Source organism: Mesorhizobium sp. B2-4-3 (assembly GCF_006442815.1).
Classification (GTDB): domain Bacteria; phylum Pseudomonadota; class Alphaproteobacteria; order Rhizobiales; family Rhizobiaceae; genus Mesorhizobium.
In genome coordinates, this window is the sequence record NZ_VFVL01000049.1 from 1 (window position 1) to 22791 (window position 22791).

Sequence of the window (22791 nt, forward strand, 5' to 3'; positions counted from 1 at the left end):
GTCACGGAATGGATTCTATGGTCTGCGCCGCGTCGCTTCGCTCCTTGCTCCGCCATAGAATGACGAAATCGCGAAGGCCAAGGCCAGTTTTCCAGGCTGCAATTGCCGCTCAAAATGTCTACGACGAATTGCACCCGGCTGGTATGATCCGCCGATTGCAGGCCAAAGCGAACCGGAACACCCCATGCTTGCCAGACCCGACGCCTATCGTTGCATCGAATGCGGGCTGCCCTACCGGGCACCGGGCTTCAGCTACTATCACGGCATGCTCGAGGAAGGGCCCGCCTACTGGACCGATCGCGGCATCTTGTGCTCGCCGCAATGCTCGCTCGCGCATCACAAGAAGCGCGAGACGGAAGGCACGTTGCCGCAGGAGCCGGCGCCCGATCCGTTCGAAGTCCCGTCGCTGTTTAGGCGCTGATCGATCCCTCAGCGTATGCTGCGACCCACCGCCTGCATCGCCAGGAAGGCCTCATAGCGCCGGTCGTGCCATGCGCGGATATCGCCCGTCGCCGGCCTGAAAACATCACCAAGCCGGGACATGGCAGGCATGGCGCTGGACAGCTCAGGGTAATGGCCGGATGCCACCGCTCCGAGCATCGCGGCGCCCAGCAACACCGGTTCGGGCGACTGCGAGGCGGCGACCGGCAAGCCGGCGGCGTCGGCAAGCAGCTGGCGTACCAGCGGCGACTGCCCGGCGCCACCGCTGATGACGATGGTGTCCACCGCCAGACCGGATGACGCCATCGCAGCCACGATCTGGCGCACGCCGTAGCCGAGGCCGCAAAGCCCGGCCACGTAGAGGCCGACGAGACTTCCGACGGAACGGTCCGTGCCGAGCCCGGCGATCAGGCCGCGCGCATCCGGATCGGCCAAGGGCGAACGATTGCCGAGGAATTCGGGCACGACATGGATGCTTCCCGCGAGCGTGGCAGCAGCCGACAGATCGGCGGAAGCCGCCGTGGCGGCCGCGGCCAGCCAATCGACCAGCGATTTGCCTTCCGTAGCGGCGCGCGCGGAGGCCTCGGCCTCGGCCGGGTGGAAATGCACCAGCAGATCGATGGCCGCGCCAGCCGCCGACTGGCCGCCTTCGCTCAGCCAGAGCCCGGGCACCATGGCGGAATAGTAAGGCCCCCATACGCCCGGCACGAAGGCCGGACCTTCGCTGCTTGCCATGGTGCAGGCCGAGGTGCCGAGCACATAGGCCATGCGTGAGGCGATGGTACCGGCTTCGCCCGCGGCCCCCACGGTGCCGACGCCGCCGGCATGGGCATCGATCAGCCCGGCGGCCACGATTGTGCCCGCAACCAGTCCCAGTTCGGCCGCGGCCGCCTGCGTCAGGCCGCCACCCACCGCCGTGCCGGGATCGACCACGTCGGTGCCGATACGGGCAAAACCTTCATCGGCAAGCTCGCCAAGCCCCACGGCATGGAAATAGCTGTCGTCCCAGCGCCGCTCGTGGCCGAGATAGGTCCATTTGCAGGCGAGCGTGCAGACCGAACGGGCAAGGCTGCCGGTGGCGCGCCAGGTCAGGTAATCGGCGAGGTCGAAGAAATGCCTCGCTTGGGCAAAGGTCGCGGGCAGGTTCTCCTTCAGCCACAAAAGCTTCGGCGTCTCCATCTCCGGCGAGATGACGCCGCCGACATAGTCGAGGACCGGATGCCGCAGCGCATTGATGCGCCTGGTCTGGTCGAGGGCGCGATGATCCATCCAGACGATGATGTCCCTGTCGCTGTCTCCCGAACGGCCCACCGGCAGGCCCTCGCCGTCGTCGCCGACCACCACCAGGGAACAGGTCGCGTCGAAGCCGATGCCGCCGATGTCCCGGGGATCGACGCCCGACTTCCCGACCGCCTCGCGCACGCTGGCGCACACCGCCTGCCAGATGTCGCGGCTCGACTGCTCGGCGATCTCGCCGGGATCGACGAAGAGGGCAATGTCGCGCTTGGCGGAAGCAAGGAGCTCGCCATGCTCGTCAAAGACGCCGGCGCGCGCGCTGCCGGTGCCGACATCGATGCCGAGGAAGTGGGAAGGCATGGGGAACCTCAAGAGGTAGGGGAGTAGGGGAGTAGGGGAGTAGGAAGATTGTCAGTCGTGAGCGGTCGGTCGCAAGAGCAAAGGTCCTTCCCCTACTCCCCTACTCCCCTACTCCCTTCTTCCCTCACAGATCATTGCTCTGCGGCAGGATCACCAGATCCCGAATGGTGACGTTTCTCGGGCGCGTGAGCATGAACAGGACGGCATCCGCGACCTCGGTGGGCTGCATCAGGCCACCGGCCGCCAGCTCGTCCTCGAGCTTCTGCTTCGGCCAGTCGCTGATCAGCGCCGTCACCACCGGGCCGGGAGCCACGGCACCAACGCGCAGGCCGTGCTTGGCGACCTGCCGGCGCAGCGTATGGACGAACGCCTGGATGGCGTGCTTGGAGGCTGTGTAGACCGGCTCCCAGACCACGGGGACGAGGCCGGCGATGGAACTGGTGACGATAATGTCGCCGGTCTTGCGTTCGACCATGTGCGGCAGCACGGCGTGCACCGAGCGGAACACCGAGTTGATGTTGAGGTTCAGCATGCGGTCCCAGGCATCCGGATCGCCGTTGAGGATCTCGCCGCCCACATAGGAGCCGGCATTGGCGTGGAAGATGTCGAGCTGGCCGGCCTTGTCGAGGATGCCGGGCATCATGGTCGCAACGCTGGCGGGGCTGGTGAGGTCGACCACCAGCGGGATCGCGCCGTCGCCGAGCTCGGCGACCACCTCCTTCAGCCTGTCCTCCGCGCGGTCGACCAGCACGACGCGGGCGCCGGCGGCAAGCATCGCCCTGGCGCATTCGAGGCCGATGCCCGATGCCGCGCCGGTGACCGCGGCGACTTTTCCCGAAAGATTCTGAGCCATGTGTACCCTTCTCGTTTGAACTGTTCAGGCGCGGCCGTGCGAGGCACGGGAGCGGCGCGCGAGGGAGTCGACGATCACGGCGATGGCCAGAACGGCACCGGTGATCATGTAGCGAAGCGACGAGGACAGATCGAGCAGCGTCAGGCCGCTGGCGATCGACTGGATGACGATGATGCCGAGCAGCGCGGAATAGGCGCTGCCGCGGCCGCCAAACAGGCTGGTGCCGCCGATGACCGCGGCCGCGATGGCGTTCAGGTTGACGTCGCCGGTGCCGGCCTGCTGGCTGGCGGAAGCGAGCCGCGCGGCGGCCAGCACGCCGCCCAGCGCGGCGAAGAGCGAGCACAGCGCGAAGGCGCTGAGATAGATGGCGCGCACCTTGATGCCGGCGCGCCGCGCCGCCTCGCGGTTGCCGCCGACGGCGGTCATCGAACGCCCCCACTTGGTCCGGGTGAGCGCATAGTTCATCGCCACGACGAGGCCGACGAACAGCCCGAACATCCACGGGATGCCGCGCGACTGGTTGAGATAGGCGACGATCAGCTCGAGGCCGACGGTTATGATGACGACGCGCAGGATGAGCCCGGTCACGGACGGCGCCGACAGGTTGGCCGCGCGGCGACGCGCGAAGGTGCGAAGCCCGGAGATCAGCAGCGCCAGGCCCGGGATCGCGGCAAGCGTGTGCGAGACCCATTTCGGCATCACCATCAGCTGGCCGAAATCCACCAGGGCGGAACCGTATGGCAGGTTGATCGAGCCGGTCGAGCCGAGGATGTAGAGCTGCATGCCCAGCACCGCGAGCAGGCCGGCGAGCGTCGAAACGAAGCTCGGCATGCCCAGACGGTTGAACAAAAGGGCATAGAGCGAGCCGATCAGGGCGCCGAAGGCGAGCGCCGCAATGATGGCGAGCGCGACCGGCCATCCCTGATTGACCCAGAGCGTGCCGACCATCGCCGAGGCGAAGCCGCTGATCGAGCCGACGGAAAGGTCGATCTCGCCGACCATCAGCACGCAGACGATGCCGAGCGCGATGACGCCGACCGTCGAGCAGTCGAACAGCAGATTGACCAGATTGCTGCTGGAAACGAAGACGGGGTTGAGGCTGGTGAACACGGTCCAGATGACGACGAGGCCGACGATGACCGGCAGCGAGCCGAGATCGCCGCTGCGCACGCGGTCGAGGAAGGCGCGGACCGCTCCACTAAGGCCTGCCTCATGCTTCACCCGCGCATCGGCGCGGTCGAGCGCCAGTGGAGCGGAGGTGCTTTTCTCTGCCGTCATGGGCGCTGCTCCCCCGCCTGTGCGTTGCCGCTGTGATCGCGCTCCATGCGCAGCCGCTCGGCGCGCCGAGACACCGCGTTGTTGGACGCGCCGGTGATGGCGCTCACCAGGTCCTGGTTCGAGGCGTCCGGTTCGAAGACGCCGTTGTTGCGCCCCAGCCTGAGCACCACGATACGGTCGGCGACGGCGCGGACATCCTCCATGTTGTGGCTGATCATCACGACGCCGAGGCCGCGCGCGCGGACGCGGTCGATAAGGTTGAGCACCTCCGCCGTCTGGGCAACGCCAAGCGCCGCGGTCGGCTCGTCGAGCAGGATGAGTTTCGGTTCGAGCAGCAACGAGCGCGCGATGGCGACCGTCTGGCGCTGGCCGCCGGACAGCGAGGCGACCGCCTCGCGCACGCTCGGAATGCGCGCCGACAATTCGTTGAGCAGCGTCCAGGCCCGCATCTCCATCGCCACCTCGTCCAGCCGCAGCGGGCTGAGCTCGTTGCCCAGGAAAATGTTGGCGACGACGTCGAGGTTCTCGCAGAGCGCAAGGTCCTGGAACACGGTTGCGATGCCAAGCGTCAGCGCCGCGCGCGGGTCGGGCAGCGTCACCGCCCTGCCGCGGAAATCGATCGTTCCCGAGCTCGGCTGATGCACGCCCGCGAGGATCTTGACCAGCGTCGACTTTCCGGCGCCGTTGTCGCCGACCAAAGCGACCACCTCGCCGGCATGGACGTCGAAATCGATATCGGTCAGCGCCGAAACGGCGCCGAAATTCTTCGATATGCCGCGCAGGCTGAGCACCAGCTCGCCGATGGAAGCCGACCTTTCGGGACTCTCACTCATACGCCGCCTTTCGTGACTGTCGTTCGTTGGACATCCGGCCGCCGAGTGGCGGCCGGATGCCATATGATCAGTTGGTGATGCCGAGCTTCTTGCAACCCTCGGCATAGCGGTCGACGCACAGCTCGGCGGCCGTGTTGATCTTCTTGTCGATGATCTCGGCCTTGAGGTTCTCCTGCGTCACCACCGCCGGCGTGAAGAGCTGCGAGGGCGTGTCGTAAAGCGTCATCTCGGCCTTCGGCGTCTCGCCCGACAACAGCTTGACCGCAACGTTGGCCGCGGCCGCGGCGACGATCTCGCTCGGCTTGGAGATGGTGTTGTACTGGTCGCCGGCGATGATCAGCTGCAAGGCCGCGATGGTCGCGTCATTGCCGGTCACCGGCGGAACCGGATCCACGCCGGCCGCCTTGAAGGCGGCGATCGCGCCGCCGCCGGTGCCGTCATTGGCGGCAACGACGCCGAGGATCTTGGCTCCAAAGCGCGTGACCTGGCCGCTTGCCCATTGCTGGGCCTTCGGCGGCGCCCATTCCGGCGTGTCGAACTCGGCCAGGATCGGATAGCCGCTGTTGTCGAGGCCCTCGTGGATGCCCTTTTTGATCAGGCCCGCGGCGGCGTCGGTCGGCGAGCCGTTGATCTGCAGCAGGCCGCCGCCGGCCGGATCGACCTTGAGGGCTTTCAGATGCTCGACCAGCGAGTCGGCAATGGCCTTGCCGATGCCTTCATTGTTGAAGGACACGTAGAAATCGGCGGGCGCAGTCGGGATCGGCCGGTCATAGGCGATGACCTTGACGCCCTGGCTCTGCGCAAGCTTGACCAGCGAGGCGGCGGCGGTCGAATCCACGGGATCGAGCACGATGGCCTTGGCGCCCTGCGAGATCACCGAATTGAACTGCTGCTGCTGGCGCGCCGCATCGGCATCGGCGTTCTGGTAGATCACCTTGCAGCCCGGGCAGAGCTTCTTCATCTCGGCGACGAAGCCGGGATAGTCGTGCTGCTCATAGCGGGTCGATGCCTGGTCGGGCATCAGGAAGGCAACCGTAGCGTCGGTTACCGTGCCGGCGAAGGCCGCGGTGCTGCCGAGCAGCGAGACCGCGAAAACGGCCGCGATCGTCGATTTAAAAGCAAACGGCGATTTCCAAGCATGTCTGGTCATTCGAATGTCTCCGTTTCGAGAAATGGTTTCACGAGGATCTGCGCGGTGGACCACGCGCCAGGCCTTGACTGCATGTCGAACTGTTGGGAGGAGTATTGTCAGCGGCCGGGGATCAATCCGATCCCGGTAAACTCTACAAGCATCCTCCTGAACGTGCTGGATTCGAAACAAACGATCTCCAGCACAGGGTGCTCCGCACCCCGCGTCCTTCCTTCCCTGAATCTCTTATTGTTTGACCAATTGCGGACGGAGGCTACGGCAAGCTCGCCGCGTACAACCGCTTCGCAATTGCTCTAGGCTCCTCCCGCTTCCTCCCTGTTAGGCGGCTATCTCCGCGTTGATATTCTCAGCCAACAAGGCCCTGAAGCGCGAAGGCGACATGCCTTTCTGCCCCAGGAACTGACGGTTGAAATTCGAGATGTTGTTGTAGCCGGCGGCGTAGCAGATTTCGGTGATCGACATCTGGTCCTCGCTCATCAGCAGCTGGCAGGCAAGGTTGATGCGCAGGCGGTTGACATACTGCACCAGCGCCATTCCGGTGTGCCGGCGGAAGCTGCGCGAGAAGGCGCTCGGGCTGCGCCCGGCGATCTCGGCGAGCGTCCCTTCGCTGAAGGGTTCGGTCAGGTGGCAATTGATGTAAGCGAGCGCCTGATTGATGCCGGCCGACATGAAGCCGGAGGGATCAGGGAGATAGCCGGCACTGGCCAGCGTACGGACGTCGCCGGCGCGGTTCAAGATATCGAGCACGGCCATGAACAGCGACAGGCGGCGCACGCCCTGCGCCTCGGTCAGCTCCGCCAGCAAGGGCGCCGCAAGCTCGGCCGTCGCCGGCGAGAACAGCGCGCCGCGGCGGCTGGTTTCGAGGATGCCGGCGCAGGCGGCAAGCTCGGGAAGTGCTGCGGAAGCCTCGGCGATGAATTCTTCCGAGAACTGCACGACACGGCCGCGCAGCGGCACGGTCTCGCCCGGCGGCACGTCGCTGACCCAATTGTGCGGCAAATTGGGCCCGGTGAGCACCAGATTGCCCAGCTCGAACTCGCCGATGAAGTCGCCGACGAAATAGCGGCCGGTGGTGGCGACGACCAGATGCAGCTCATATTCAGGATGGAAGTGCCAGCGCACAGTGCGGAAAGGATAGCCGTGGGCCCAGGCCTTGAACGACTCTCCCTGTCTGATCTGGACGACTTCCAGGTCCGGATTCATCTTCGTTTCCTCCCCGCGCGGGTCCGGTCTTGTGACCGGTTGCTGCGCTTCGTTGGGCGGACCCGCGTATTCCCACTGGCCGCCCTGATTGAAAGCTTAGGCGGCAATTGAAGCGCCTGCCACCACGGCTTGTCCACCCGACCGATACTTTTTTGTCGTTTTGGAGCAGGTGGAGAACGGCTCACGAACAAAAGCAGCGACGGATGCGGTGCGCGGCGCGCACCGAGAAACACCCGCACTCAGACCGATCCCTGCTCCTCGCCACGCACCCGGAAAGCGTCGACGGCAATCGCCAGCAGGATCATCGCGCCGCCGATCATCTGAATGTAATAGGCGGACACGTTGATCAGCTGCAGCCCGGTCTGGATGACCGTGATGAGGAGCGTGCCGCCGAGCATGCCGAGCACCCGTCCGCGCCCGCCAAGCAGGGATACGCCGCCGATGACGGGAGCCGCGACCGCGTAGAGCAAGGTCGTGCTGCCCACCGTGACGCTCACGCCGCCGAGATAGGACGCGTAGAGGAAGCCGGCGAGACCGGCAAGGAAGCCCGACGCGGCGAAAGCGCCGAGCCGAGCGCGCCGCACGTTGATGCCAGCCGCGTGCGCGGCCCGCCTGTTGCCGCCGGTGGCGTAGAGATTGCGGCCCCAGGCCGAATAGGCAAGCACGACGTGGGCTGCCAGATAGATAACGAACAGCGCGACCGGCATGATCGGCCATGTGCCGATCGTCGCGCTGCCGATGTAGGCGTATCCTTCATCGGCTATGACCAGCGTGCGGGCCTGCGTGGCGCCGAGCACCGCGCCCTGCAGGAACAGGCCCATGGCCAGGGTGGCGATGAGCGAGTTCATCCGCATGTAGGAGACGAAATAGCCGTTGACAGCGCCGATGAGCGTGCCCGTCAACACGGTCACCGCGACGGCGACGGTCCAGTGCGCGCCGTATTCCTGCATGGCATAGGCGCCGATCATGCCGGAAAAGACGAGATTGCCGACGACCGACAGATCGATTTCGCCAATCAGCAGCGTGAAGGACACGGCCAGCACCAGCACGCCCAGCGTGGTGGCCTGCACCAGCACGTTCTGCAGGTTGCCTTCCGACAGGAAGAACGGATTGAGGACGCCGGCAAGGAGACTGAAGACGATGATCAGGATCCACACCACATTGTCGAGAAGGAATTTCCTGCCGTTCATGTCGTCCTGCGTCCTGTCATGGTTTTTCTCTCAGGGACTTGGCGTCGGCGATGGCGTCGACCGTCAGGCCTTCGGCCGAAAGCGAGCGTTCGATGCGGCCCTTGGAAAAGACGATCACGCGGTCGACCAGCCGCTGCATCTCGTCGGGGTCCTGCGCGATCAGCAGGACCGCGACGCCGCGTTTGGTGGCGTCATCGATGAGGCGATGGATGTGTTCCTTCGCCGCCACGTCGACGCCGATAGTCGGTTCGTCGAGCAGCAGGATCGCCGGCGTTCGCTCCAGCAGGCGGCCGAGCAGGATCTTCTGCTGGTTGCCGCCGCTGAGTCTGCGGATTTCCTGATCAGGCCCGTCCATCACGACGTCCATTGCCGCGCGCGCCCGGCGCACGCGGTCGAGCATCCCTGAACGGCTGATCGCCCATCCGGCCTGGCGAGGCCAGTTGCCGAGACTGAGGTTTTCCGCGATGGACATCGAGGCGACATGCCCTTCGCCGATACGGTCATGCGTCAGATAGGCGATGCCGGTGTCGAGGCTGTGGGCTGGAGAACCGATCCGCGCCGGGCGGCCGTCGACAAGGACTTGGCCGCACGTCGCCGGCAGCAGGCCGCCGAGCGCACGCAGCAGTTCCTGCGGCCCCTCGCCAAGCAGTCCGACCAGCCCGACGATCTCGCCGCGGCCAATGGTGAGGTCGATCGGGCCGCCCCCCGGAAAGCACAGACCAGCGATCTGGACGACGGGAGGCTTTGGCGCCGCCGCGCCCACGCGACGGAATTCCTTCACGTCGCTGCCGGTGATCAGCCGCGCCATGCCATCGGCCGACAGCGACCCGGCGCCGCCGCTTGCGGCGACCTTGCCGTCGCGCAGCACCGTGTATTCGCTGCAGAGCTGCCGGACCTCGTCATTGTGGTGCGAGATGTAGACGAAGGATGTGCCCCTGGCGGTCAGCGCTTCGATCCATTCCATGAGATGCTGGCGCTCGCGCGCCGCGAGTCCCGCCGTCGGCTCATCGAGGATGATCAGCTTCGTATCGCCCGCCACCGCCCTGATGATGGCGAGCCGCCTGCGATCGCTGGCGTTGAGATCGCCGGCGCGCCGCCGCGAGGAGGCGTGCATGGCGTGACTTTCCAGGAGGAGGCCGGCCTGCCGGTGCAGCGCGGCCCAGTCGACAAGGCCATGGCGCCGCGGCAGGTTCGGCAAAAGCAGGTTCTCGCCGATCGACAGGTCTTCGAAAATCTCGGAATGCTGCGACAGCAGGTGCAGTCCGCGCTTCTTGCGCGCGGTGAGCGTCAGCGACGAGACATCCTCGCCGTCGAGTAGGACATCGCCGGCATCGGCACGCGTGAAGCCGGCGACAACGTTTGACAGCGTCGATTTGCCGGCGCCGTTCTTGCCGAGCAGGCCGTGGATCGCGCCCTTGCCTACCGACAGCGATACACCGTCGAGCACAGGGATCGGTCCGTACGCCTTGAAGACGTTGTCGACGACGAGCACGGGCCTGCCGGTCGGCGCAGGTGCAAACGGCCCCTCGCCTTCCCGGCGTGGGTCCTCAACCGCATCGCGATCTGACTGCCTCATCGGTCGGCTCCCCCATCCAGGTCCAGCGAGGGCGCGGCCGACAGCGCGCGCCCTCCCCGGCCGGTTCTCAGCCGGCGTTCTGTTCCATCTTCCAGACCTTGGTGACGACGTTGGCCCAGTGGCGCGGGTCGTCGGCGTTCTCCTTGGTCAGGAAGTAGGGCGGTATGGTCAGGAGCGGCCCGGAGGGGCTGTCGGCGATCGTGCCCTTCTCCCAGAAATACTTCTTGTTCTCATAGGGGCCGGTCGGCACCGGTTGGCCCTTGAGCGTGTACTGTTCCAACAGGTCGACGACGATCTCGACATAGGCGATGGGGTCCTGCGCGATGTCGGCATCGATCTCGCCGGCCTTCACCCATTCCAGCGCATTGGGCGAGGCGTCGATGCTGGTCAGGATGATGTGTTTCTCATGACCGACCGGGAAGAGCCGCTTCTGCGTCTCCATGGCCTTGCGGGCATCGACGACGAAGATGTCGGTGGGCATGTGGATGGCGTCGAGGTCGGGGCGCTCGCGCAGCGTGGCGGAGACGACGGCCAGCGCCTCTTCATGCTGGTTGTTCTGGGGTCGCGAGATGATCTCGATGTCCTTGTATTTGGACTGCAAGGTCTCCTCGAAACCCTCCTTGCGGTTGCGCAGGGCGACAGCCGTCAGCGAGCCGTAATTGTTCAGAACGCTGCCCTTGGGCGAACCATATTTCTTGGTCAGGAGCTCGGCCGTCTTTTCAGCCGCCATCACGCCCGACTGACGATTGTCGAAGGTAACCGAAGCGGCAACGGTGCCGCCGGTGAGCGGCGTGTCGACCATGCCGACCGGAACGCCGAGAGACTTGGCCTTCTTCGTCAGTGGGATGAGCAGTTCGGAATCCAGCGCGTCCGAGATAAGGTAGCGCGGCTTCTGCAGCAGCAGGCTGTTCCAGTCGTTCACCTGCGCGTTGGAATCGCCGTTCGCGTCCTTGCCGACGAATTGCAGTCCCAGGCTTTCGGCTTTCCGCTTCAAGGCCTCTTGAAGGACGACGAAAAAGAAGAAGCCGAGATAGGGCGTTTCCCAGGCCACCACCTTGGAGAGCTCCTGCGCCTCGGCGGAACCGCTTCGTGCCATAACGCCAGCGGCGGCGCTCGCCGCGGCGCTTGCAAGCAAAGCGCGGCGGTTCAGTCTGAAATTCATGATGTTCGGCATGGTTATCCTCCCTTCCCAAAGGCAATTGACCGGTCGCGGGTGCGACACACGCGAGCCCGCGAAACCACTCGCTGACCGGCAAAGGCTCCTCCACTGCCGGCTGCAACGACGGAAAGGCTAATCAAGCGAAAATGGCGATGCCACCACGCCCCTGACGCATGACCGATACTTTCTTGTGCTTCGAGCGCGACTGCGACGGCGGTCCTGCGATGGATGCAGAGGCAAGCCGCGAGAGCAAGAAAGTACCAGGCAGGCATCGGATTTCTGGTGGTGAAGCCAACCGCGCGTTGCTAGCGTTGCCGCTGCTCGATCCACGAGGAGGCGACGGGATGACCGGACATTGGGTGGGAACGTGGGCCGCCAGCCCGATGAATGTCTGGCCGGGCGATGCCGTTCTTTACGGCTTCCACAACCAGACGGTCAGGCAGGTCGTGCGCATCAGCAAGGGCGGCACGCGCTTTTGTGTGCGGCTTTCGAACGAGCTTGGCAGCGACCCGATCGACATCGGCGCGGCATCCATCGCCAGGGCCGCCGACGGCGGCAGCATCGAGGGCGGGAGTTTGCGCCGGTTGACTTTCGGCGGCTCGCGGGCAGGCAGGATCCTGCCCGGCGCGCCGCTTTTGAGCGACCCGGTCGAGCTGGAGGCCGGCGATCTCGGCGATCTTGCCATCAGCCTGTATTTCAGTGGTTTCGCGCCCATCCAGACCTATCACTTCGAGGCCCAGCAGACCGCCTACATTTCCGACTACGGCGAGTTCGTCGACGCGGAGCGCATGCCCTTGCAGCAGACGTCCACCAGCCGCTATTTCCTCACCACGGTCCTTGTCGGCTGCGAGGTGGACAGCCGCTCGATCGTCTGCTTCGGTGATTCCATAACCGATGGATTCGGATCGACGGTAGGTGCAAACGCCAGATGGCCGGATCGCCTGGCCGAGCGGCTTTCGGCGGCGGGATTGCTCGACCGTCTGGGCGTTCTCAACCATGGCATCGGCGGCAACCGGGTGACCGCGAACCGAGCGCGCGGCGCGAGCGCGCTCGCCCGCCTCGACCGCGATGTGCTCGGCCTGCCCAATATCGGCCACATGGTGCTTCTGGAAGGCATCAACGACATCGGCTGGCCGGGAACGATGCTGGCCGGGCCGGCCGAGACCGTCTCGTTGGAGGATCTGGTCGGCAGCTACCGGCAACTGATCGCGCGCGCCCACATGCGCGGCATCAAGGTCATCCAGGGCACGCTCACGCCCTTCGCCGGCGCGTTCGCGGGCGAGGCCCTGCGCACGTTCCACTCGCCCGAGAAAGAACGGATGCGCCGCGCCGTCAACGATTGGATAAGGGCCTCCAGTCCCGCCGATGCCATCATCGATTTCGACCGGGCGGTGGCCGACCCGCAAGACGGCTCGCGTATTCGCGCCGAGTTCGACTGCGGTGACGGGCTGCACCCGTCCGATGCCGGCTACAAGGCGATGGCCAGTCTCTTCGATCTCGATCTTTTCGGCCCGCCGACGACATAGGCGACCGAAGCAATTCCTTAACCATGGCGGTTCAGGATCGTTGTCTGGTCAGTGGGGACACCCTGATTGCAAAAGCCGGCGCGCCCTCTTCGCCGCCTGGCGCTTCTCGCGGCGGCGATTGCGCTGGGCACGGCGGCACAGGCCTCGGATTTCTCCGAGCCGTGGAAGAATGCCGACCGTCCGCTGGTCATCGACGCCTACGAATACAATTCGATCGACTGGCAGCAGCTCGTCACCGACAAGCGCATCGCCGGCTTCATCAACAAGGCATCCGACGGGCTGCCGCCGCCTTACTTCTGCTTCGGGCCCGAGGCCGACGTCAAACTCTGCAAGGCGCAATGGAAACGCTATGCGGTGACGCGCGAATTGTTCCAGACGCGCAAGGTGGTGGCCAAGGCGCTCGGCCTGAAATGGGGCGCCTATCACCTGGCGCGGCCCGGCAACCCGGTCGAGCAGGCCAATAATTTCATCGATTTCGCAGAGCCGGCGCCCGACGAGCTGATGGCCCTCGACATCGAAGGCATCGACCCCACGCAATGGATGTCGCTGGAGGACGCGGAGGAATTCGTGCGCCAGGTGCACCGCCGCCTCGGCCGCTTTCCGGTGCTCTATGTCAACGGCAAGACCGCCCAGTACATCGCCGACAACCGCTACCAGTATCGGCTGCTGTCGCGGCTGCCGCTGTGGTATGCGCGCTACAAGCCGGATATCGACGTGCATTTCCCGATGGGCAACTGGCAGGGCTACGCGCTCTGGCAATTCTCCGCGCACACCAATTGCGGGCGTTTTCGCTGCCCCTATCGCGTACCCGGCACACCCAACGACATCGATGTCAGCGTCGCGCCGATGAGCGCCGACGAACTGCGCCGGCAATGGGCCTTTGGCGGCCTGCTCGACGTGCCGGCCGACTACCTTGCCTCGATCCCGGTGCCGCTGTCGCGCGAAGCGGCGCTCGCCGGCAAGGTGACGATCACCTATGCCGACGTGGCGACGCCGCCGACCGTCGAGGAAATGGTGGCGGTGCTCGGCGCGCGCTGGGAGAAATTCCGCGACGGATTCCGCATGCCGGTGGTGAAGACGGTGCCGCGGCGCGCCGGCTTCGGCATCGCGCAATATGTCGCCTGGCAACGCTCCGGACAGCGCACGCCCGACCAGATCGACGCGGCCTTCGCCGCTGCCGCCGATCCGGTCAGCACCGCCTCGACGGCGCTCGACGCCCCCAAGCGCTGACTTCTTCCAAGAGCTGACTTCCTCCAAGAGACTTCTGCCAGGAGCCGGCGGACATCAACGGTGGTTGCCCAGGCTGGCATACATGCCCGTGGTGCGAAACTGCGTCGGGTTGATGCCGTAACAGCGGCGGAAAACCTTGGAGAAGTAGTTCGCATCCTCGAAGCCGCACAGCACCGCGACCTCCTTCACCGGCAGGAAGTCGGCCTTGGTCAGGAGTTTCGCCGCCCGCTGCAGACGCTGCTGCAGCACGAATTCGGCCGGCGGCAGGCCTTCGCTCTCGGCGAAGCAGCGCGAGAAATGGGCGCGGCTGAGGCCGCTGATTTCCACCAGCTCCGCCACCGGCAGCGGCTTGTCGAGATTGGCGTTGATGTGGTCGATGACCGGCTGCATGGCGCTTTGTTTTTCGGCGAAGGCGTGCGAGCCGAAGACGTCGTCATAAAGCGCCATCGCCGCCTCATAGGCGATCGCCGAGGCGGCGCCGGGCGAAGCCGCACCCTTGATCAGCCGCAGGCTGCAATCGGCAAGGTGATCGATGGTCGCCGGCTGCAGCCGGAACACCGGGCCCGAGACGCTGAGAATGGACTTGTGGATGCGCAGCGCCTCCTCGCCGTTCATCGAGATCCAGAAATATTCCCAGCGGTCGCCCTTCGCGAGCCAATAGCGGTGGTTGTGCGGCACCAGAACCAGCAGCGTGTCGTTTGCCTGCAGACGATAATTGCGGCTCTCGTAGCGCAATTGGCCGGTGCCGCTGATCGTATGCTGGAGCACCGTGAACGGGGTCTGGCCGCGCTTCCTGCCGTCCCAATCGTAGGCCTCGTCCTCGCGCAGTTCATAGCCCGTGCTGGTCGGCATGGCATGCAGGCGCTGGCGGCCGCGCGGCAGCGAGATCGTGCGCATCAGCTTTCCGTTGGCGATCAGGTCCCGCAGCACAAAATTACCCTCGAAAGCATAATCCTTCTCTGGCCGCGCCGGCGAATAAGCGCATAATCCGACCCTCAAGACGCGAAAGACCCGCGGTCGAGGAGCGGGCGGGAGGAGAAAAGAGCCGGATTTCCGGCTTTGAATGGCGGGCGCGCTGTTGCGTGCGGCCATATCCTCCCTTGCTGCTCCTTGCCTAGCATTCGATTGGATCGAGGTGAAGGTGATGAGTTTCAAAATCGCTATTATCGGCGCCGGCAGCGTCGGATTCACCAAGAAGCTGTTCACCGACATCCTGTGCGTGCCGGAATTTAAGGACATCGAATTCGCGCTGACCGATGTCAGCGAGCACAATCTGGCGATGATCAAGGCGATCCTCGACCGGATCGTCGAGGCGAACAGATTGCCGGCCAGGGTGACGGCGACCACGAACCGCCGCGAGGCGCTGGAGGGCGCGCGCTACATCATCAGCTGCGTGCGCGTCGGCGGGCTCGAAGCCTATGCCGACGACATTCGGATCCCGCTTAAATACGGCATCGACCAATGCGTCGGCGACACGATCTGCGCCGGCGGCATTCTCTACGGTCAGCGCAACATTCCGGTGATCCTCGACTTCTGCAAGGATATAAGGGAGGTCGCCGCCACCGGCGCCAAGTTCCTCAACTATGCCAACCCGATGGCGATGAACACCTGGGCGGCGATCGAGTACGGCAAGGTCGACACGGTCGGGCTCTGCCACGGCGTCCAGCACGGCGCCGAGCAGATCGCCGAGGTGCTCGGCGCAAAATCGCCCAAGGAGCTCGACTATGTCTGCTCCGGCATCAACCACCAGACCTGGTTCATCGAGCTCAGGCTGAACGGCCGGCCGATCGGCAAGGACGAGCTCGTCGCCGCCTTCGAGGCGCATCCGGTCTATTCGAAGCAGGAAAAGCTGCGCATCGACGTGCTGAAGCGCTTCGGCGTCTACTCGACCGAAAGCAACGGGCATCTGTCGGAATATCTGCCCTGGTACCGCAAGCGCCCCGAGGAGATCACGCGCTGGATCGACATGTCCGACTGGATCCATGGCGAGACCGGCGGCTATCTGCGCTACTCGACGGAAACCCGCAACTGGTTCGAGACGGAATATCCGCAATTCCTCGAAGCGGCCTCGAAGCCGATCGACCCGGCCCAACGCTCCAACGAGCATGCCAGCCACATTCTGGAAGCGCTCGAGACGAACCGCGTCTATCGCGGCCATTTCAACGTCAAGAACGACGGCGTGATCACCAACCTGCCGCAGGACGCCATCATCGAGTCGCCCGGCTTCGTCGACCGCTTCGGCATCAACATGGCCGCCGGCATCACCTTGCCGGAAGCCTGCGCCGCCACCTGCATGGCTTCGATCAACGTGCAACGCATGTCGGTGCATGCCGCGATCGCCGGCGACATTGACCTGCTGAAGCTCGCCGTGCTGCACGATCCGCTGGTGGGAGCCGTGTCGACCCCGGAAGAAGTCTGGCAGATGGTGGACGAGATGGTCGTCGCCCAGGCTCAATGGCTGCCGCAATATGCCGATGCCGTTCCAGCGGCAAAGGAGCGGCTTTCGAAATCCAAGGTCAAGACGCGTGAATGGGCGGGCGCGGCGCGCCGCAGCGTGCGTTCGATCGAGGAATTGCGCGCCGAAAAGGCGGCGCTGAAACAGGCCGGCTGAGACTGGATAAGCAGCCGGACCTGCAGGAGGCAGGTCCCGTCGGAACGAGCCGTCCCGAACAAGAGGCGGGCAACAGCAGACATCCAAACATCTGGGAGGAGACTATGAGGAACCTGCATAGAATTGGCATCGCCGCCGGGCTGATGCTCAGCGTTTCAGTCCACGCACTCAACGCCTTCGCTTCCGAACCGACAGTGCCGCCCGAGCCGGCGACATTCCCGGCCGAGGGCAAGATCCACTATGTGGCGCGGGACTCCATCGTGGAGTTCAAGGCGTTGCCGGAATATCACGAGCCGGACTGGGTGACGGAGAAATACGTCAAGGCCGGCAAGCTGCCGCCGGTCAAGGACAGGCTGCCCAAGGAGCCGCTGGTCTTCAAGACCGGCAACATGCCGGACGGCATCGGCGTCTATGGCGACACGATGCGCCATGTCATCGGCGGCCGGCCGGAAGGCTGGAACTACGGCGCCGGCCAGACGCAAGGCTGGGGCGGCATCGATATCGGCCTGTCCGAATGTCTGACGCGCACCGCGCCGCTGTTCCAGGTCGAGGCCAAGGATACCGAGCCGCTGCCGAACCTCGCCAAGAGCTGGGACTGGTCGAGCGACGGCCACAAGCTCACCATGCATCTGGTCGAAGGCGCCAAATGGTCCGACGGCGCGCCCTTCAACGCCGACGACGTCATGTTCTACTGGGACGACGAGGTCGTCGATCCCAACGTCTCGCCGCTGAACGGCGCCACGCCTGAAACCTTCGGCGTCGGCACGACGCTGAAGAAGGTCGACGACTACACCGTCGAGTGGACGTTCAAGGAGGCGTTCCCGCGGCAATATCTCTACGCGATGGCCTACGGCACCTTCTGTCCCGGCCCTTCGCATATCCTCAAGCCGCAGCATCCGAAATATTCGAAGAACACCTACGACCAGTTCAAGAACGCCTTCCCGCCGGACTATATGAACATGCCGGTGATGGGCGCATGGGTGCCGGTCGAATACCGGCCCGACGATATCATCGTCATGCGCCGCAACCCCTACTATTGGAAGGTCGACGAGAAGGGCAACCAGCTGCCTTACCTCAACGAGCTGCAATACAAGCTGTCGACCTGGGCCGACCGCGACGTCCAGGCGGTGGCGGGCTCCGGCGACTTCTCGAACCTCGAGCAGCCGGAAAATTTCGTCGCCTCGCTGAAGCGCGCGGCCGACTCGAACGCGCCGGCCCGGCTTGCCTTCGGCCCGCGCCTCATCGGCTACAATCTGCGCATGAATTTTTCCGCCAATGGCTGGGGCAACCCGGACGAGCGCAGTCAGGCAGTGCGCGAGTTGAACCGCAACGAGGACTTCCGCAAGGCGGTGACCATGGCGCTCGACCGCAAGGCGCTGGGCGACTCGCTTGTCAAGGGTCCGTTCACCGCCATCTATCCCGGCGGCTTCTCGTCGGGCACCAGCTTCTACGACCGCAAGTCGACGGTCTACTATCCGTTCGATCTCGAAGGCGCCAAGGCCGAGCTTGCCAAGGCCGGGCTCAAGGACACCGACGGCGATGGCATCGTCAACTTCCCGGCCGGCACCGCCGGGGGCAAGAATGTCGAGATCGTGATGCTGGTCAACAACGATTACACGACCGACAAGAGCCTCGCCGAAGGCGTGGTCGCGCAGATGGAAAAGCTCGGGCTGAGGGTCGTCCTCAACGGGGTCAACGGAACGCAGCGCGACGCCATCCAATATTCCGGCCGTTTCGACTGGCTGATCCGGCGCAACGAGACCGAGCTGACCTCAGTGGTTCAAAACACCGAACAACTTGCTCCCGTCGGCCCGAAGACCAGTTGGAATCATCGCGCGCCGGAAAGCGGCGAGGTCGACCTGATGCCCTTCGAGAAGGACCTCGTCGATATCGTCAACAAGTTCGTGACGACGCAGGACAACGACCAGTGTGCCGACCTGATGCGAAAGTTCCAGAAGATATCGACCGAGCATGTCTACAATGTCGGGCTGACCGAGTATCCGGGCGCGCTCATTATCAACAAGCGCTTCTCCAACATCCCGCAAGGCACACCGATCTACATGTTCAACTGGGCCGAGGATTCGATCGTCCGCGAACGTGTCTTCGTCGCCGCCGACAAGCAGGCGAAGCACGAATTGTATCCGGAGGAGCTTCCCGGCAAACCGGGTGACAAGGGTCCGATGTAAGGTTTACCTCCCCTGACGAAAAGACGTCCGGCCGCGCCGCGGCGCGGCCGGACAAACAGAATCTCCGAACGCACCTCAGGGAGCGACCGGCCAGAAAGGAAGCTGACCGTCCATGCTGCGATTCCTGCTTATGCGCATAGCGTCGGCGCTTCCCGTCCTCGCCATTTTGAGCCTCGTCACCTTCGCCATCATCCAGGCGCCGCCCGGCGACTATGCCGATTACATCCGCTCGCAGCTGATCAACCAGGGCGGCGCGTCCTACGCCGAGGCTGAAGCGCAGGCCCAGGCCTACCGCGTCGAGCATGGCCTCGATAAGCCGCTGCCCGTCCAGTACCTCAACTGGATCGGCGGCATCGTCACCCGCGGCGATTTCGGCTACAGCCTCTATTACAACAAGCCGGTGGCCGACGTGGTCGGCGAGCGCCTGCCGCGAACGCTCCTTCTGGCGCTGGTCTGCCATCTGCTCGCCTCGGTTCTCGGCATCACCTTCGGCATATGGGCGGCGACGCGGCAGTATTCCTGGATCGACTCGACGCTTTCGGCGATCTCGTTCCTCGGCATGACGGTGCCGCGCTTCCTGATGGCGCTGATCATCGTCTATCTGCTGGTCTTCCAGTTCAACGTCTCCGAGATCGGCTCGTTCTTCTCGCCGCAATATGGCGGCGCGCCATGGTCGTGGGCGAAGCTCGTCGACCTCATCAAGCATGTCTGGCCGGTGGTCGCGATCGCGACCTTCGGCGGCCTCGCCTACAATATGCGCGTCATGCGCGGCAATCTGCTCGATACGCTCAACGCGCAATATGTCGAGACGGCCAAGGCCAAGGGCCTGACCGGCGGCGCCGTCGTCATGCGGCACGCCGTGCCCAACGCGCTGCATCCTTTGGTGATGTATCAGGGCGTGGTGCTGCCCTATATGCTCACCGGCGAGATCGAGACGGCGATCATCTTCGCGCTGCCGACCGTCGGCCCGGCGATTGTCGGCTCGATGGCGGTCGGCGACGTCTATGTCACGGCGACCTTCATGATGGTGCTGTCGGCGACGCTGATCGTCGGCAACATCATCGCCGACATGCTGCTCGTCCTGCTCGACCCGCGCATCCGCCAGTTCGGGGAGCGCTAGATGCTGGCCCGCGATCCCTCACCCCCATCCCTTACGCCCTTGCCGGCCGAAAGCGTCTCGGTGGCCGAAGCCGGGCATGGCAATGAGAGCTACATCGCGCTTGTCTGGCGCCGGCTGAAGCGTTCCTGGACCGGCATGGCCGGGCTTTGGCTGGTCGTGCTCTTGCTTGTCATGGCGGTGTTCGCCGAATTCCTGGCGCCGATGGACCCCAAGGCGACCGACGTCGCCTTCGCGCCGCCGCAACTGCCCGCTTTCCACGACAAGGACGGCAATTTCGTCGCGCGGCCGCGGGTTTATGCGCTGGCCGATTCGGCCGATCTCGACCCGGTCACCTTCCAGCCGATCGTCGGCCCCGACTACGACCATCCAAGGCTGCTCGGCTTCTTCGTCGAAGGCGCGCCCTACAAGCTTCTCGGCCTCATCCCGGCGAATCGGCATTTTTTCGCCTCGATGGACGGCCAGCCGGTGCATTTCCTCGGCACCGACAAGTTCGGCCGCGACGTGCTGTCGCGCGCCATCCACGGCTCGCGCGTGTCGCTGATGATCGCGCTGACGGTGGTCTTCATCATCACGGTGATCGGCACCAGCGTCGGCATGATCTCCGGCTATTTCGGCGGCCGGTTCGACGTCTGGATGCAGCGCTTCGTCGAGCTTGTGCTCGCCTTCCCGCAATTGCCGCTCTATCTGGCGCTGACGACGCTGATTCCGGTCACCGCGCCGACCAACGTCTTCCTCGCCTTCGTCATCATCGTCATGTCGGCGCTGGGCTGGGCGCAGATGTCGCGCGAGGTGCGCGGCAAGACGCTGGCGCTGGCGCGGATCGACTATGTGCGCGCCGCCATGGCGGTCGGCGCCACCGACCGGCGCATCATCATGCAGCACATCTTCCCCAATGTGATGAGCCATGTGATCGTCGCCGTGACGCTGGCGATCCCTACGGTGGTGCTGCTCGAATCCTTCCTCGGCTTCCTCGGCTTCGCGGTGAAGCCGCCGCTGATCTCCTGGGGCCTGATGCTGCAGGACACCGCGACCTATTCGGTCATCGGCACCTATCCATGGATCCTGTCGCCGGTCGGCTTCGTGCTGATCACCGTCTTTGCCTTCAACGCGCTGGGCGACGGCCTGCGCGATGCCGTCGATCCCTATTGAGGTGGCCGGATGACGACGATCGCGCTCGCAGACAATTTCGCCCCGGCCGTCCGGCATGATCATGGCGGTCGCCGTGATGAGCCTGTGATCGACGCCCGCAACATCGAGGTCGCCTTCAAGGTCGAGCACGGCACCGTCGAAGCGGTGAAGGACGTCTCGTTCCAGCTCTATCGCGGCGAGACGATCGCGATCGTCGGCGAGTCCGGTTCCGGCAAGTCGGTGACGGCGCGCACCGTCATGGGGCTGTTGTCGCGCCGCGCGACGGTGTCGCCGAGATCGAGCGTCGACTATCTCGGGCAGAACATCCTGAAGTTCCCCGAGAGCGCCCGGCGCAAGCTGCGCGGCAACCGCATCTCGATGATCTTCCAGGAGCCGATGAGCTCGCTCAACCCGATCTACACGGTCGGCGGCCAGATCGTCGAAGCGATCAGGGCGCACCGCAAGGTGGGCCGCAGGCAAGCCTGGGCGCGCGCGCTCGAACTCCTGCGGCATGTCCAGATCCCCGAGCCGGAGGCGCGGCTCAAGCAATATCCGCACCAGCTCTCCGGCGGCCAGCGCCAGCGCGTCATGATCGCCATGGCCTTGGCCAACGACCCCGACGTGCTGATCGCCGACGAGCCGACCACGGCGCTCGACGTCACCGTGCAGGCGCAGATCCTGAACCTGATCCGCAACCTGCAGAAGGAACTGCGGATGGCGGTGATCCTGATCACCCACGACCTCACCGTGGTGCGCAAGTTTTCCGACTACGTCTATGTCATGCAGCATGGCGAGATGCGCGAGCACAACGTCACCGAGCGGCTCTTCGCCGATCCCCAGCATCCCTACACGCAGCGGCTGCTCGCCTCCGAGCCGCGCGGGCGGCCGCAGCCGCTGCCCGAAGGTAGCGGCGCCATTCTCGAAGCGAACGGCGTGCGCGTCTGCTTCATGCTGCGCCACGGCTCGTTCCTGAAACCGGACTGGCGCGAGCTGGTGGCCGTCGACGACCTCGACCTGAAGCTTTGCCGTCACGAGACGCTGGGACTGGTCGGCGAATCCGGCTCCGGCAAGACCAGCTTCGGCCAAGCGCTGGTCAGGCTGGCAGACGCCAAGCGCGGCGAGATCCGCTTCGACGGCCAGCCGATCCAGAACTTCTCGCGCGCCGAGATGCGGCCGCTGCGCTCGCGAATGCAGGTCGTCTTCCAGGATCCGTTCTCCTCGCTCAACCCGCGCATGACGATCGGCCAGATCATCGAGGAAGGCTTGGTCGTCAACAGGTTGGGCGCGACGCGGCGCGAGCGGAACGAGCGGGTGCGCGAGGCGCTGGTCAGCGCCGGCATGCCCGGCAACATCCTGTCGCGCTTCCCGCACGAATTCTCCGGCGGCCAGCGGCAGCGCATCGCGATCGCGCGCGCCATCGCGCTTGAGCCCGAATTCATCCTGCTCGACGAGCCGACCTCGGCGCTCGACCTTTCGGTGCAGGCCCAGATCATCGACCTGTTGCGCAAGCTGCAGGACGAGCGCGGCCTGAGCTACCTGTTCATCTCGCACGACCTCAAGGTCGTGCGGGCGCTCTGCCACCGCGTCATCGTCATGCAGCACGGCAAGATCGTCGAGCAGGGACCAGTCGACGAGGTCCTTTCCAATCCCAAGACCGCCTACACCGAACGGCTCGTCAGGGCCGCCTTCGACGTGGCTTAGAAAAGTGCCG

At 64.9% G+C, this 22791-nt stretch carries 18 protein-coding genes; 8 read left to right on the plus strand and 10 right to left on the minus strand.

Translation table 11 applies throughout. The annotated features are described in order from the left end of the window. The first annotated feature begins 184 nt into the window (after positions 1 to 184). A complete protein-coding gene (locus tag FJ956_RS28755) occupies positions 185 to 421 on the plus strand; it encodes a hypothetical protein (protein ID WP_140684589.1) in 237 nt (78 codons plus the stop codon). Between the two features lie 8 nt (positions 422 to 429). Here FJ956_RS28755 and FJ956_RS28760 read toward each other — a convergent pair whose 3' ends face one another. From FJ956_RS28760 to FJ956_RS28800, 9 genes are all read right to left on the minus strand, one after another. After that, positions 430 to 2037, minus strand: coding sequence for an FGGY-family carbohydrate kinase (locus FJ956_RS28760; RefSeq protein WP_140684588.1), 1608 nt, complete (start codon positions 2035 to 2037; stop codon positions 430 to 432). A 124-nt stretch (positions 2038 to 2161) separates the two neighbouring features. Then, positions 2162 to 2890, minus strand: a complete 729-nt coding sequence (locus FJ956_RS28765; RefSeq protein WP_140684587.1) for an SDR family oxidoreductase — start codon at positions 2888 to 2890, stop codon at positions 2162 to 2164. A 24-nt stretch (positions 2891 to 2914) separates the two neighbouring features. After that, positions 2915 to 4168 (minus strand): sugar ABC transporter permease, encoded by a 1254-nt coding sequence (locus FJ956_RS28770; protein ID WP_140684586.1) that lies wholly within the window; start codon positions 4166 to 4168, stop codon positions 2915 to 2917. Beyond that, positions 4165 to 5001, minus strand: coding sequence for an ATP-binding cassette domain-containing protein (locus FJ956_RS28775; RefSeq protein ID WP_140684585.1), 837 nt, complete (start codon positions 4999 to 5001; stop codon positions 4165 to 4167). Before FJ956_RS28775 ends, FJ956_RS28770 begins: the two co-directional genes overlap by 4 nt. A 67-nt stretch (positions 5002 to 5068) precedes the next feature. Then, complete coding sequence (locus FJ956_RS28780) at positions 5069 to 6151, minus strand: sugar ABC transporter substrate-binding protein (RefSeq protein WP_140684584.1); 1083 nt, start codon at positions 6149 to 6151, stop codon at positions 5069 to 5071. A 318-nt stretch (positions 6152 to 6469) separates the two neighbouring features. Next, positions 6470 to 7354 carry an AraC family transcriptional regulator gene (locus FJ956_RS28785; protein ID WP_140684583.1) on the minus strand — a complete coding sequence of 295 codons (885 nt, stop codon included), beginning with the start codon at positions 7352 to 7354 and terminating at the stop codon, positions 6470 to 6472. Between the two features lie 239 nt (positions 7355 to 7593). Next, complete coding sequence (locus FJ956_RS28790) at positions 7594 to 8544, minus strand: ABC transporter permease (RefSeq protein ID WP_140684582.1); 951 nt, start codon at positions 8542 to 8544, stop codon at positions 7594 to 7596. A 16-nt stretch (positions 8545 to 8560) separates the two neighbouring features. Next, positions 8561 to 10120, minus strand: coding sequence for a sugar ABC transporter ATP-binding protein (locus FJ956_RS28795; protein ID WP_140684581.1), 1560 nt, complete (start codon positions 10118 to 10120; stop codon positions 8561 to 8563). 67 nt (positions 10121 to 10187) lie between these two features. Further along, the gene (locus FJ956_RS28800) at positions 10188 to 11294 is read right to left on the minus strand and encodes a sugar ABC transporter substrate-binding protein (protein WP_140684580.1); all 1107 of its coding nucleotides are present in this window, start codon (positions 11292 to 11294) and stop codon (positions 10188 to 10190) included. 329 nt (positions 11295 to 11623) lie between these two features. Between FJ956_RS28800 and FJ956_RS28805 the strand changes: the two genes are divergently transcribed. Next, positions 11624 to 12805, plus strand: coding sequence for an SGNH/GDSL hydrolase family protein (locus FJ956_RS28805; RefSeq protein ID WP_181170397.1), 1182 nt, complete (start codon positions 11624 to 11626; stop codon positions 12803 to 12805). A 66-nt stretch (positions 12806 to 12871) separates the two neighbouring features. Beyond that, positions 12872 to 14035 (plus strand): glycoside hydrolase family 25 protein, encoded by a 1164-nt coding sequence (locus FJ956_RS28810; protein ID WP_140684578.1) that lies wholly within the window; start codon positions 12872 to 12874, stop codon positions 14033 to 14035. A 54-nt stretch (positions 14036 to 14089) separates the two neighbouring features. Here the strand turns inward: FJ956_RS28810 and FJ956_RS28815 are convergent, their stop codons facing one another. After that, on the minus strand, positions 14090 to 14932 hold the full coding sequence (locus tag FJ956_RS28815; protein WP_140684590.1) for an AraC family transcriptional regulator: 843 nt from the start codon (positions 14930 to 14932) through the stop codon (positions 14090 to 14092). A gap of 247 nt (positions 14933 to 15179) precedes the next feature. Here FJ956_RS28815 and FJ956_RS28820 point away from each other — a divergent pair, with 247 nt between their 5' ends. The 5 genes from FJ956_RS28820 to FJ956_RS28840 all read left to right on the plus strand — a co-directional run bounded on the left by FJ956_RS28820 (position 15180) and on the right by FJ956_RS28840 (position 22781). Then, positions 15180 to 16646 (plus strand): alpha-glucosidase/alpha-galactosidase, encoded by a 1467-nt coding sequence (locus FJ956_RS28820; protein ID WP_140684577.1) that lies wholly within the window; start codon positions 15180 to 15182, stop codon positions 16644 to 16646. 104 nt (positions 16647 to 16750) lie between these two features. Next, on the plus strand, positions 16751 to 18832 hold the full coding sequence (locus FJ956_RS28825) for an ABC transporter substrate-binding protein (protein WP_140684576.1): 2082 nt from the start codon (positions 16751 to 16753) through the stop codon (positions 18830 to 18832). A 112-nt stretch (positions 18833 to 18944) separates the two neighbouring features. After that, a complete protein-coding gene (locus tag FJ956_RS28830; protein WP_140684575.1) occupies positions 18945 to 19952 on the plus strand; it encodes an ABC transporter permease in 1008 nt (335 codons plus the stop codon). Then, positions 19953 to 21101 carry an ABC transporter permease gene (locus FJ956_RS28835; protein WP_140684574.1) on the plus strand — a complete coding sequence of 383 codons (1149 nt, stop codon included), beginning with the start codon at positions 19953 to 19955 and terminating at the stop codon, positions 21099 to 21101. 9 nt (positions 21102 to 21110) lie between these two features. Further along, a complete protein-coding gene (locus tag FJ956_RS28840; RefSeq protein WP_140684573.1) occupies positions 21111 to 22781 on the plus strand; it encodes an ABC transporter ATP-binding protein in 1671 nt (556 codons plus the stop codon). Positions 22782 to 22791 lie beyond the last annotated feature (10 nt).